The sequence below is a fragment of the Streptomyces sp. L-9-10 genome (genome assembly GCF_004151105.1).
GTDB lineage: Bacteria > Actinomycetota > Actinomycetes > Streptomycetales > Streptomycetaceae > Streptomyces.
In genome coordinates, this window is the sequence record NZ_PHRF01000057.1 from 83,793 (window position 1) to 96,747 (window position 12,955).

The following is a 12,955-nucleotide window of genomic DNA, read 5'->3' on the forward strand; positions in this document are numbered from 1 at the left end:
GCGACCCTCCGCGCTTTCTACTGTCGTCCTATGAGCTTTCGATCCATCTCTCTTCCCGGACGGCGGACCTAGTGCGCGACACCACCGGAGGTGCGCCGAGCGCCGTGGGGCAGGCGGCCGTAGGACAGACAACCGCAGGACGGACAACCGCAGGGCAGGCAGCCGCGGGGCAGGCAGCCGCGGCGGCGTTCACCGCGCTGCGCGACGACCTCGTCCGCCATGCGCTCGCCCGGCGCCCCCTGCCCGCGCTCTCCGAGTCACCCGCGCTCGACCGCGCCCGGCGCCTGCTGCCGCACGGCCTGCGCGACACCGTCCGCTGGGCACCGCACCTGGCGGTGTGCGCCTTCGCGGTACTGGTCATGGCGGCGCAGTCCTGGGTATCCCCTTTCGCCGGAATGGCGGCCGGCCTGCTGGTGGGGATCCCCGTCGTACTGACTCTGCTGATGCCGGTGGCGGCCTGGTGGCTGACCCTGCTCTCGGGCCTGGCCGCGGCGGTCGATCTGGCGGGCTTCGGCAGCCTGCGGCTGTCCGTCCTGTTCGTGACCGGCCCGCTGGTGCTGGTGGTGTGCACGCTGCGGCTGCGGCCCTGGGCAGCGGCTTGGATGTGGCTGATCAGCGCGGTCGTCTTCGTCGAGTTCGGAGCGCTCGCGGGCGACGGCCTCCGGGACTCGCGCCTCGCCTTCGGTGTCGCCCTGATCGTCGCCGTGCTGCTGAGCGGCTGGTCGCGGGCCGGCGCGCGGGCGTCGGAACAGGCGTCGGCCGCCGAGGACGAGCGGGGCCGCCGCGCCCGGCTGGAGGAGCGTACGACCATCGCCAGGGAACTCCACGATGTCGTCGCGCATCACATGTCGGCCGTCGCGATCCAGGCCGAGGCGGCACAGTACCGGGTGCAGGACCCGCCGCCCGAACTCGCGGAGACGCTCGCGGCGGTACGCGGGAACGCCGTCGCCGCCCTCGCCGAACTCCGTCGCGTTCTGGGCGTCATCCGCGCGGACACACCGCACCACGGGCTCGCCGGGCGGGCCCTGCCCCCACAGCCCACCCTCTCCGGCCTGGGCCGGCTGATCGACGCGGTGCGCGTCTCGGGGGCGCCGGTGGAGAAGACGGTCACCGGGAAAGTACGTGAACTGGCGCCCGGCGTCGAGCTGTCGGCTTACCGGATCGTCCAGGAGGCGCTGAGCAACGCCATGCGGCACGCACCCGGCGCGGAGGTCCGTGTGGAGCTCTCCTACGTGGCGACCGGTCTCGGTGTGCGCGTGGTCAACGGATCCGCCGAGCAGCCGGCCGGGGCATCGCCCGGAGCCGGACACGGACTCCTCGGCATGCGCGAAAGGGTCGCCATGCTCGAAGGACGACTGACGGCACAGCGGACCGCCGAGGGCGGCTTCGAGGTCAGCGCGTTCCTGCCCGACGTGCCCCCCGCCGACGAGAACGGGGACCAGGATGTCTGAGCGGCCGGCCGTGCGGGTTCTCGTCGTGGACGACCAGATCATCGTGCGTGAGGGGTTCTCCGTCGTGCTGGCGGCGCAACCGGGGATCGAGATCGTCGGCGCCGCGGCGGACGGCCGCGAGGCCCTCGTCAAAGTCGGTGAACTCCGCCCGGACGTCGTCCTCATGGACGTCCGGATGCCCGAGATGGACGGTCTGGAGGCCACCTGCGAGATCACCGCCAGGACGCCCGACACCAAGGTGCTGATCCTCACCACCTACGACCTGGACGAGTACGTCTACCAGGCGCTGTGTGCCGGAGCGAGCGGATTCCTGCTGAAGGACGCCTCGGCACGCCAACTCGCGGAAGGCATCAGGGTGGTGGCCGCCGGTGATTCGCTGCTCGCTCCCTCCGCCACCCGTCGGCTGATCACGGAGTTCACCCGTCTGCACGGCACCGCCGCCGGAACCGGCACCGGCCCGCGCCCCCCGGCCAGGACCGGCATCGCCGGTCTGACGGAACGGGAGACGGAGGTCCTGGCACTGATCGCGCAGGGCCTGTCGAACGGGGAGATCGCCGGCCATCTGTTCGTCACCGAATCCACCGTCAAAACGCATGTCAGCAAGATGCTCGTGAAACTGGGCCTGCGTGACCGCACCCAGGCGGCGATCTTCGCCTACGAGAACGGGGTGGTGGTCACCGCGAGCGCGAACGGGCGCTGTCGATGACCTGAGCCCGCCCGTCTGCCGCCCTCGTATCCGGCACGCGTCCCCTCGCGTCCCGCACCCCTCTCGTTCCTCCCGCCCGCGAAACCTCTCCCAGGGCCAACTCCCTACCCCCACCTGCCCATTTCCCCGCTCCTGTCCATCCGTCTCACGAAAGACACGCAATGCCGAAGAAGACCCAGGCGTCCCTGACCGCCAACCGCTCCGCCCTCTCCCACCGCGTCGGCTACGCCCTGCGCAACCCCGCTCGTATCGCCCCGTACGTCCGACGCTCCCTGCGGGACAAGTGGCTGAGCCACAAGCACCCGAACCACGTCGACTACTACCGCGCGGTGATGGCCTCCGACACCAGCCGCAATCCCCAGGCGGCGGTCGGCAGCCAGACCCACGAACGCTGGCTGGCGCTCGGCGAGATGCAGTTCGGGTATCTCGCCGAACACGGTCTGACCCCGCGCCACCGCATGCTGGACATCGGCTGCGGCAATCTGCGCGCCGGCTGGCGCTTCATCGACTACCTGGACGCCGGAAACTACTACGGCATCGACATCTCGCCCGACATCCTCATCGCCGCCAAGCGGACCCTCACCACCTACCACCTCCAGGACAAGCTGCCGCATCTCACCATCACCGAGAACCTGTCCCTGGACTTCCTGCCCCAGGAGCACTTCGATGTGGTCCACGCGCACAGCGTCTTCTCCCACTCACCGATCGATGTCATCGACGAGTGCCTCGCGCACGTGGGCCGCATCCTGGCCCCCGGCGGATTCTTCGACTTCACCTTCGACCGCACCGAGGGCACCGAACACCAGGTGCTGCGGGAGGACTTCTACTACCGTACGGAGACCTTGATCGCCCTGGCCCACAAGCACGGGCTCGCCGCGCGCTTCATGGACGACTGGGAGAAGCGGCCGCACGGCCAGTCCAAGATCCGTGTCTCCGCGCCCGCTCACACCACGGGGTCCGGCCGACTCCTCTGACCGGGGCGGCGATCTACGGCACTGCCGCGACCGCAGTTGGTCCAGACCTATTGACGGAAGGTCTGGACCACTCTACGGTTCCCCCAACTACCCGGCGTACGTTCCCAGTTCGCCGCACCCGATGCGGTCGCGGGCGGACATGGTCGGAAGGGGCACAGCATGATCCGCCGAATTTCGCGCGTGCTGGGGGTCGGCCTCGCCATGGCCTTCGTCATGCAGACACTGGTCGCCGCGGCGGCGCCCGGCGCGGCGCCGGCCGCCGACACCTGCGCGGTCAAGTCGAAACCCGCCGGGAAGGTGCTCCAGGGGTACTGGGAGAACTGGGACGGTGCGGCGAACGGCGTACACCCGCCGCTCGGATGGATTCCGATCACGGACTCCCGTATCCGCGACCACGGGTACAACGTGATCAACGCGGCGTTCCCGGTCATCCGCTCGGACGGCACCGTGCTGTGGGAGGACGGGATGGACGCGACCGTGAAGGTCGCGACCCCGGCCGAGATGTGCCAGGCCAAGGCCTCCGGTCTCACGACCCTGATGTCCATCGGCGGGGCGGCGGCCGGGATCGACCTCAGCTCCAGCGCCGTCGCCGACCGGTTCATCGCGACGGTGGTGCCGATCTTGAAGAAGTACAACTTCGACGGCATCGACATCGACATCGAGACCGGGCTCGTCGGCAGTGGCAACATCAACACACTGTCGGCCTCGCAGGCCAACCTCATCCGCATCATCGATGGCGTACTGGCCCAGATGCCGTCGAACTTCGGCCTGACGATGGCGCCCGAGACGGCCTACGTCACCGGGGGCAGTGTGGTGTACGGCTCGATCTGGGGCGCGTATCTGCCCATCGTGAAGAAGTACGCCGACAACGGCCGGCTCTGGTGGCTCAACATGCAGTACTACAACGGCAGCATGTACGGCTGCTCCGGCGACTCGTACTCCGCCGGTACGGTCCAGGGGTTCACCGCGCAGACGGATTGCCTGAACAGGGGCCTGGTCGTCCAGGGCACCACGATCAAGGTCCCCTATGACAAGCAGGTGCCGGGACTCCCGGCACAGCCGGGCGCCGGGGGCGGCTATATGGCGCCGAACCTGGTGTCGCAGGCCTGGAACACCTACGGCAACGGGCTGAAGGGCCTGATGACCTGGTCGCTCAACTGGGACGGGTCGAAGGGCTGGACGTTCGGCAACAATGTCAAGGCGCTCCAGGGCCGTTGAGGTACCACGGCGTCCCTGGCAGCGCAAATGACCAGGTCAGAGGGGATCGGTCCTTTCGCGGATCGGTCCCCTCGTCGCTACCGTGCTGACTTGGTGCTGTCCTGTGGGCACCCCTCATCACCTCTCCCCACCCCTCCCGTGCTGGTTCTGTGCTGGCTTGTGGGCCGTAGCTCCGGATGGGAAGCCGAAGCGTCTAGGGTCTTTCGTTTGGATCAGGCCGGATCTGGGAGCGGGGTCTGGTGGAGGGGGTCCCTCCCGTGCCGTTCAGGCTACGGGGGAGGATCGCGAGGCGGAGGAGGGAGCCATGGCGGAGCCCTGGTGACCGGCGACAACGCGGCGAGGCGCGGCCCGCCGCGGCAGCGGCTGATGTCACCGCGGGCACGCGAGCCCGGCATGATCCAAACGAGAGGCCCTAGGTGTATTGACCCGCGTCAACAACCCTGCGGGTCAATACACCTAGCACGTCGTGGGCCGGGCGTTGGTCGTCTCAGGTTCCGGCCGGGTGAACGATCATCGACGGGAGCCGCACTCGTGCACGCGCCTGTCTCATCCCAAGCGCGGCGAACCGCTTGACCAGATCCACCGCGGCCGAACCATAGGCATGGTTGTAGAACTCGAGGCCCCGCGTGGTGAGAGGAGAGTGGGGCCGTCCGGAGAGGATAATCGGCGGGACGGGCAGCCCGTCAGGCCGAGCGGTTGCCCGGAAAGCGGCCGGTTGGCCCGGTAGGGCTTCTCGCCGGTCGCCGGTGGCTCGACAGGTGGCCGCCGCTGTCGGCGATCGACCCTTAACCAGGAGAAGAACCATGGCCGTGCCCACGCCTTACACATCGACCGTCCGAGTCCCGCTTCCCGAGGAAGCGGACATCGCGCGGGTCATCGGCGACGGCTACGACCCCGACACCACCCTGCACGTGGTGAAGATGTTCGCCGGCACTCATGACATGTACCCAGCGTTGATGGGCATGGTGAAGGCGGTCTTCGGCGCGTCCGGCATCGATGCGAGGCACCGCGAGGTGATCATCCTGCGTGCCGCCTCCGTGCTGAACTGCCCCTACGAATGGCAGGCGAACAAGCAGATGGCTGCGAACGCCGGCCTCACCGAAGCCGAGATCAGCTCCCTCGCGGCGGACGGCACGGTCGAGGGCATCGACCAGGAGTACACCCTGCTCGCCCGGGCGACCGACGAACTACTCAAGACCGGCACGCTCACCGACCCCACGCTGCGGTCTCTCCTGGACGCCTTCGGTGACGTCGGAACGCGCAAGTACGTCACGACGATCGCCTGGTTCAGCATGCTCAGCCTGTTCCTCAACGGCACCCGCGTTCCGATGGAGACCACGGACAAGATCGGCTCACGTACGTCACCACTGTCCTGACCCATACAGCCGAGCCCGGCGGTTGCGGCGCGAGCAGCTACGCGCGGCCAACGGGGCCCACGACCGGCTCCCGGCCTCCGGCGGTGCCACTCGTACCTGCGGCCAGGACGTGGGTCGAGCCGGTGCGCTGCCGTCCGCGTTCGCCGGCCAGCGGCTGGGGTATGTCCCGGCCGGTGGTGGCGGCGATCAGCGGGTGCGCCACACGCGAGGTCAGATTGGCCTCGTGCCAGTAGCCGGGGTAGTCGGCGATCGCGCATCCGGCACCGGCCCCAATGCGGAGTGCCCGGTACACGCCGGGGTCGGCGGTTTCGCCTGCGACTGCACCGCGCTGGCGGTCCCGCTCCCGACCGCCATCCGCACCGGCCATGCCGACGGCACCGACACCGACCTCGCCCGCGCCGGCGACGCCGACGGGATGCGGGAGCTGACCGGCGAGGTCGTGGCCATCGCCACTGCCCTGCGCGGCACCACCCGACTCCGCCACCACGGCGGCGGCTTCTCTCCCTCCCCGCCACAGTCCAACTTGTTTCGGCCGAGAGCTCCGCTGGCCATCCTCGCAGGGGTTCGCGGACAACTCGAATCAGAAAAAAGTAGGAACCTCTAGGAAATAAGTTCCGACTTCTCTGCTGGGGAAGCTGGCGGCTCGGATCGTTCCACGGTTCCAGAGGCGTTCTGCGGCTACCTGCCTGCGCTGGGGGACTATCGGTCGGATGTTACGAGTCGAGGTCTGTTTCGTGAGGATCGGGGTGATCCTTGTGCCACTTCTCGATCTCCGGCCTTAACAACATGCCAATCAGGTCACCAAGGTAGAGGCCCCTCTCGTACGCCATGCGCTTCAGGGCTTCTCGCTCGGTCTTGGCCAGCGTGACGTACTCAGGAACGGCCTCCTTCCGCTGATAGCCGCAGCAAAGGGCCCGCATGCAGTAGTTCTTCGACGGGCGGACCTCCTCCGATGTCCACGGCGGGTAGAGGTAGCACTTCAGCTCTTCGGCGCACCGCTGGACTTCGAGGTGTTTCTCCGGTCGCCGCCGGGGGTGCGCTCACGGCCAAAGTGATGCTGGAACCAGAGACGCCGAGCAGGGTCTTGCCGGCGACGACCTGCCGGCCCTGCCTCGACGAGGCGCGGGATGCCCGATGGGTAGTGGCGACGGTCTCGGCGGCAAGGCGGTCGACGGCCTGCGCGCCGTGGGGTCCGCTCGGCCACCGTGCTGCGGTCGTCTCCCAGTACGCGGAGTTCGGCAAGGGCGGAGTGTCGGCCGGAGTCGTACGCCTCAGCGGCGACGCGCCGTACCTCCTGGTCCGACGCCCCGAGCGAGGGTGTCGAGCAGTACGTCGGCCACGCGGCGCAACGGAGCGATGGCGGCGAGCTTGGCCACTGCTCACCGTGCGCCTCCTGCCCGGCGGCGAGCTGCAGCGCGCACAGGGCGAACAGGCGTTGCTCGACATCGGCGTACAGGTCGGCCGTCATCGCGGTGAGGTACGCGACCTGATCGGGAAGCACACGCACGAGTGGCTTGGCTCCTGACGAGCAGTCACAGTCCTGACCCGGCCTTCAACTTGAGGGTGGTTCTGCTTGTCTGATCTAGGTCATTCGGGCATCCTGGTTTCATCGGTGCACGTCGCATCGGTAACAACTCAACAGAGTGAAAGGGACTCACATGTCTCGATGCAGGAGGGCACTCCATAGTGCCGCTGGGCGTCTCGCCCGGCCTCTGCGGTACTTCGGGCCGCAGCGTTTGTCCACAACGCCGACTGACGAAGGCAACCTATCGACCCCTCGCCGACGGGGTCGACGTGTTCAACATGCACAGGTTGCTGCGTCGCTTCTCGTAGTCCTTGTTACAGGTTTTTTTCGGGTTGACGCGGGATGCGGGGAAGTGCACTCCCTGCCAGCCGCCCAACAAGTATGTGACTGGCTCGGAGCGCCACCATCAAAAACGGTGGGACCGGGACCTTTTGAAGATTCAATTGTTGATTGATTTTGAGTGACCATCTACTGACAACCTAGGTAGCCAGAGGGCCAGGGCCCGCACCTTGTGTGCGGGCCCTTTTTCATGCGGCGAGCGGGAAACTCCCGGCGGTGTCGAGCCCGTTCTTCGAGAACGGCACATCCTCTCTTCCACCTATCCGGCGGGGTTGCGGCGCAGGATGGTCTCCAGCGTGTCGAGGGCATCGGCCAGGCTGTCGGTGACGGGCACGAGGCGTGCGTCAATGGCCGGTGCTTGGTCACGGAGCGCTGTCTGTAGTCGGTGAAGTGGGGGCAGCTTTCCCGGCGGTTGCTGAGATCTCAGCGCCTCGGCCAGCGAACGCATCGTGGTGCCGAAGGCGGTGCCGAGGTTGTCGACCGGCTCGGTGCGGGCATCGCCACTTCGGCTCTTTTCCCGGGAGGCAACCGGCGCGGACGTGGTGAGCAGGGCGTGCAGCGACAGTTCGGTGTTGGCCAGTCGGGTCATGGTGGCGACCAGTTTCCGCGCCATGGCCGGGGTCAGCGGTGGTTGCGGCGGCTCATCGGCCAGACGGGCGGCGGATGCCTCGGCGTCGCTCAGGGCGCGGCGGGCGGAGGTTTGAAGGGCGCGCAGCCGTGCGGAGGGGATCTGTCCGGGGTGCGCGTACTCGCGGAGCAAGGCGGTTCCGTACGTTCCTTGGGCCTCCATGAGGCGGGCGAACTTCTTGTGCGCGGCCGTGCCCTCCCAGGTGGGCCATAGCGAATAGGCGACGAGTGCGAGTGCCGTCCCGATCGCCGTGGAGGTCAGGCGGGCTGCCGCGGTGGTTCCGGCAGGAAGCCCGAGGATTTCGAGGAGGATCACGATGAAGAGGGTGAGGAAGATGCTGTAGAGCAGGTAGTTCACATCGAACAGGGCATAGGCGACCGCTACCGTGATCGCCGCCGCGATGATGAGACCGCTCGGGACCACATGCGCCATGGCGGCCACCGCCGCCCCCAGCCCTGCTCCGGCCGCCGTTCCAATGGCCCGCTGGATGCTCTGGTACACCGTGGCGTTGTAGTCCGGTTTGAGTACGAGAAAGATCGTCAGCACGATCCAGCGGCCCTCGTACAGGCCGCTGGCCTGGACGATCACCTCGGCGAGACCCACGGTGACAGCGAGCCGTACAGCGTGTCGCCCGGTCTCACCGGTAGGGGTGAGGTTCGCGCGCAGGGTAAGAGCGGCCCATTTCCCGGTCTCCGGCGGAATGGGTGTCCGCTGTCCGCGCGGCAGCTCACCCTTCACCTTTCGTCCAGGAACAGGATCGAGCCGGGCGAGGATGCCGGTGGCGGCCCGTAAGTGCCCAAGGACGTCATCGGCGGCCCAGCGCCAGTCCGCGGCAGCCGGGGGTACGGGCAGCGCCGCCATCAGCCGGCGCAGCTCGAAGACGCGGTCGGCGCGCTCTGCTCGCTTCGTGGTCAGTGTGTCCGCGATGGCCTCCAGCGCCGCGTTGGCATCAGCGGCGAAGCGGGATACCGCCCGCCGCGAGGGCGCGTCGATCGACTGGGTGGCCAGTGCGGCCAGACCGGCGCGGACACTTTCCGCCTCCTCCAGCAGGTCATCGAAGGCCAGCCGCACGGCGTCGGGCAGCAGCGGGTTGGGGTCGGTGAGCCGGGCAGCGGCCGGGAAAGCGAGCGGCGGCGGAACGCCGCCTCTGCCGGCGGCCACTTCGGAGGCGTACCCGGCCAGGCCGCGATACGAGGCCGCCAACGCCGCGCGCTCCGGATCACCGCGCCGCAGCGCCCAGGAGGCGATGACCAGAGCCGCTTGAAACAAGCCGCCGGCCAGCACCAGGCCGGCACGCAGCGCGGCAGACGTCGGCCCCAGCGGAATACCCACCGCGATCAGCAGCGCCACAGCGCCCTGGACGACCGCCACGCTCCATCGCGGCCCCAGACAGACCGCCAGCCCGACGAGATACCCCCAGATCATGACAACGAGAACCAGCAGCCAGGGAGCGGCAGCCACCGTGGTGGCGCCGACGAAGGTCGACACCGCCATCCCGACGCTCGCCGCCGCCACGGCCGCCACCCGGGTGCGCGTCACGCCCTGAAACGACGCGAACCCGGCAGGCAACGCCCCCAGCGACGCGAAAGCGCCGTAGTCCAGATGGCCCGTGGCCGACCCCACGGCGAGTGGGACGATCACACCCGTAGCGACCCGGGCCGCGCGCCAGAGCGCGACATCGCCCCATCGGAACGGCCCGAACCGCAGCAGTTCCCGCCACCGGAATCCGCCCAGATAGCTGCGAGTCGCCCGCAGACCACCGCGCGTGCGTTCAGGGTCGCGATCGGCCATATCCCATACCTACCGTGGAGCGGCCGAATCAAGACCTGTGTCACGATCTTGGAACGGTGAGCCCGGACCGGCTCCCGAAGCACCGGCTCAGAGGCGATGTACAGCCGTCACGGCCTGCGCCTGTTGCTTGACCGCCGACCGCGATCGGCCCACCGGCACTGCTGCTCCACGACGCCCGGCGTGAGGTGAGGCTGGACGCCGGAGGGCGGCACATGCCCTGGCTCCATGGCTCCCAGGACTTGCGCGAACGAAAGCGGCGTGGCTGCATGGAACACAGGCCGGTTTGATCTTGCGCCCGCCCTGTACGGAACCCGCACTATCGCCGGCCCCGTCATCGGTGGTCCAGCGCGCGGTGTGATCTTCCGGCCCCGCTCACGATGGCCGTCACGAGCCGTCCGCGCGATGCCTGGCGTGGGCGCGGCTGGCATCGGCCAAGCGGCATCCGGAAGCCGGAGAGTCGCGTGGCCGGAGCACGCCGCTCATGTGGACGGCCGCACGGTCGGTCCGGCATCCGCTGCGGACACTCATGCGTGCCTGACATTGCCTGATCGGAGAACCCGCAGTGCCACTTGTGTACCTCGACATCGTTGAAGGCCGCTCGCCGACCGAGATCCGCACTCTGCTCGACGCCGTCCACGAGGCCGTCGTAGAAGCCTTCGAGGTACCGGAGCGCGACCGCTACCAGGTTGTACGCAGTCACCCGGCCAACGAGATCATCGCACTGGATACGGGCCTCGGGATTGCCCGCACCTCGCGGGTGGTGATCATGCACGTGGTCAGCCGGCAGCGCGACCGCGCGCAGAAAGAGCGGTTCTACGCGCTGCTGTCGCGCAGCCTCACCCGCGACTGCGGTCTGGACCCCGCGGATCTGGTGGTCGCCGTCAGTGAAAACGGCGACGAGGACTGGTCCTTCGGACATGGCCGCGCCCAGTTCCTGACCGGCGAACTGACCTGAGCAGGTGGGTAGCGGCATACCTCTGAGCGGCGGTGGCCGGTTGACCGGCCGCTGCTACGAAAGGTGGGAGCTATGAAACTCGCGACGTTCGATACCGGTACCGGACAGCATGTCGGTTTCGCCGACGGTGACGAGGTGGTGGACCTGACGGCGGCCGATCCGTCGATGGTGACGATGACCGAACTGCTGGAGCGCGACCCGAGGCAGGTGTGGGCCGCCTCCGGCTCGGCCCCGAGGCTGCCGCTCTCGGGGGTAAAGCTGTGCGCGCCGGTGCCCAGGCCGCCCAAGTTTCTCGCCATCGGCTACAACTACGCCGCCCACCTTGAAGAGACCCACATGGAGCGGCCGAGCCGCCAGGCCTGGTTCAACAAGCAGCAGACCTGCATCATCGGGTCCGGCGAACCGATCTGGATCCCGGCGATCGCCCCGGACGAGGTCGACTACGAGGGCGAACTTGGTCTGGTGATCGGCAAGCGGTGCAAGGATGTCCCGAACGAAAAGCGCGCAGTGCTGGATGTGACCGCGGGGTTCACCATCGTCAACGACGTTAGTGTGCGCGATTGGCAGGCGCTTGAGCCGGGGATGGTAGTCAGCAAGTCTTTCGATACCCACGGAGCGATCGGTCCGTGGATTGTCACCCCGGACGAGATCGGCGACCCGCTCGATCTGCGGTTGCGTACGTACGTCAGTGGTGACTTGCGCCAGGACGGACATACGGCGGACATGCTGTTCAATCTGTACGAGCAAGTCGCCTACCTCTCCAGTGCGTTCACCCTGGAGGTCGGAGACGTGCTGGCCACTGGCACCCCGAGCGGCATCGCCTGGCACCGGCCCGGCAAGTATCTCAAGGCAGGCGACACCGTTCGCATCGAGATCGACAAGATCGGAACCCTGGAGAACCCCGTCATCGACGAACCCCGCTGACCATTCCCGTGCCTCACCGACAGGTCCGCGAACAACCGAAGATCACCCGACCGGCAGGACTCGCAACAACCTGACAAAGCCCCCGCGCCGTGCCCCCGCCAATGGTGATGCGACGTTCCCCCCTCATGCGGTCGGCGGCTGCTTCCTCACGTAGTCGACGGCGGCAAGGTCGTCATCGTCATGTCCGGCTGCGACGGTCGTTTCCAGGCGGTCCCGGACGGCTTGAAGCAGAGGGCTGGGGGCGGCGGTGGCCGCGGCCAGGTCGATGTCTTTCAGGGCGAGTTGCACCGCGAATCCGGGCGTGTATGACGCGTCGTCCATGGCGCTTACTTTTTGCAACTCGTACGGCATGGCGAGCGGCCCCGCCTCGAGTGCCCGGGTGAACGTCGCATGGTCGACGCCGAGCGCGTCACACAGCGCGAGGACGTCACTCATGGCGACCGTCGAGGCGGCCATCCAGGCGTTGACGGCGATCTTGACGGCGCTGCCTTCGACCCCCGTCCCGACGTGCAGCACGGATGAGCCGAGATCCTCCAGCACGGGACGCGCCCGCGTAAGGACGTCCTCGGGGCCGGCAACCAGCCAGACAAGGCTGCCCTGACGGGCGGGAGCGGTGCTTCCCGAGACCGGTGCGTCGAGGAACGCGACACCGTGGTCACGAGCCTGACCGGCCAGGGTGGCGGCGCTGCGTGGGCCTACCGTGCTCGCCTGTACCCAGACGGCATCGTTGTCGAGCCGGGTGATGGCATCTGCCATGGCCTCCGTGACCGCAGCGCCGTCCCGCAGCACCGTGATGACGACGGAAGCGCCGGAGACTGCATTGCCCACCGTACTCACGGCCATGACACCGGTAGCGTTCTCCGCCACCGACCGGGCCCTGTCCGGCGTACGATTCCACAGCCGGACCTCGTGACCGGTTTCTCCGAGCCGCGTCGCCATCGCGGCGCCGAGTGAGCCCGCTCCGAGAACAGCGACAGTGGAGGTGTGCGACATGAAAGGCTTCCTTTCTCCCGCTTCTCCTTACTCCATCGTCCGCTGGGAACCCCAGATTTTCCTGGCGAGGGAAAC

General features: G+C 68.1%; 11 protein-coding genes. 8 read left to right on the plus strand and 3 right to left on the minus strand.

Translation table 11 applies throughout. From position 1 onward, the window contains the following. Positions 1-71: 71 nt before the first annotated feature. The 5 genes from CU044_RS15925 (at position 72) to CU044_RS15945 (ending at position 5,725) form a co-directional block, all read left to right on the plus strand. A complete protein-coding gene (locus tag CU044_RS15925) occupies positions 72-1,451 on the plus strand; it encodes a histidine kinase (protein ID WP_240045629.1) in 1,380 nt (459 codons plus the stop codon). Continuing rightward, positions 1,444-2,157 carry a response regulator transcription factor gene (locus CU044_RS15930; protein WP_129769241.1) on the plus strand — a complete coding sequence of 238 codons (714 nt, stop codon included), beginning with the start codon at positions 1,444-1,446 and terminating at the stop codon, positions 2,155-2,157. The genes CU044_RS15925 and CU044_RS15930 overlap by 8 nt, the downstream gene beginning before the upstream one ends. Before the next feature lie 161 nt (positions 2,158-2,318). Further along, positions 2,319-3,131: a class I SAM-dependent methyltransferase gene (locus CU044_RS15935; protein WP_129769242.1), complete on the plus strand. Its 813-nt coding sequence runs from the start codon at positions 2,319-2,321 to the stop codon at positions 3,129-3,131. A gap of 159 nt (positions 3,132-3,290) precedes the next feature. Next, a complete protein-coding gene (locus CU044_RS15940; RefSeq protein WP_129769243.1) occupies positions 3,291-4,349 on the plus strand; it encodes a chitinase in 1,059 nt (352 codons plus the stop codon). Between the two features lie 803 nt (positions 4,350-5,152). Further along, on the plus strand, positions 5,153-5,725 hold the full coding sequence (locus CU044_RS15945; protein ID WP_129769244.1) for a carboxymuconolactone decarboxylase family protein: 573 nt from the start codon (positions 5,153-5,155) through the stop codon (positions 5,723-5,725). A gap of 37 nt (positions 5,726-5,762) precedes the next feature. On the opposite strand, the gene CU044_RS15950 is transcribed toward CU044_RS15945, so the two are convergent. Continuing rightward, positions 5,763-6,212 (minus strand): hypothetical protein, encoded by a 450-nt coding sequence (locus tag CU044_RS15950; RefSeq protein ID WP_165371900.1) that lies wholly within the window; start codon positions 6,210-6,212, stop codon positions 5,763-5,765. Positions 6,213-7,109: 897 nt separating this feature from the next. On the opposite strand from CU044_RS15950, the gene CU044_RS38580 reads away from it, so the two are divergent. Continuing rightward, positions 7,110-7,250 carry a hypothetical protein gene (locus CU044_RS38580; protein WP_165371903.1) on the plus strand — a complete coding sequence of 47 codons (141 nt, stop codon included), beginning with the start codon at positions 7,110-7,112 and terminating at the stop codon, positions 7,248-7,250. Positions 7,251-7,848: 598 nt separating this feature from the next. Here CU044_RS38580 and CU044_RS15960 read toward each other — a convergent pair. Continuing rightward, positions 7,849-10,008, minus strand: a complete 2,160-nt coding sequence (locus tag CU044_RS15960; protein WP_129769246.1) for an FUSC family protein — start codon at positions 10,006-10,008, stop codon at positions 7,849-7,851. Positions 10,009-10,579: 571 nt separating this feature from the next. Here CU044_RS15960 and CU044_RS15965 point away from each other — a divergent pair. Both CU044_RS15965 and CU044_RS15970 read left to right on the plus strand, forming a co-directional pair. After that, positions 10,580-10,963, plus strand: coding sequence for a tautomerase family protein (locus CU044_RS15965; protein WP_205124078.1), 384 nt, complete (start codon positions 10,580-10,582; stop codon positions 10,961-10,963). Positions 10,964-11,035: 72 nt separating this feature from the next. Further along, entirely contained in the window at positions 11,036-11,887 is an 852-nt protein-coding gene (locus CU044_RS15970; protein ID WP_129769248.1) for a fumarylacetoacetate hydrolase family protein, read from the plus strand. 123 nt (positions 11,888-12,010) lie between these two features. Here the strand turns inward: CU044_RS15970 and CU044_RS15975 are convergent, their stop codons facing one another. Continuing rightward, a complete protein-coding gene (locus CU044_RS15975; RefSeq protein ID WP_129769249.1) occupies positions 12,011-12,880 on the minus strand; it encodes an NAD(P)-dependent oxidoreductase in 870 nt (289 codons plus the stop codon). Positions 12,881-12,955: the final 75 nt, after the last annotated feature.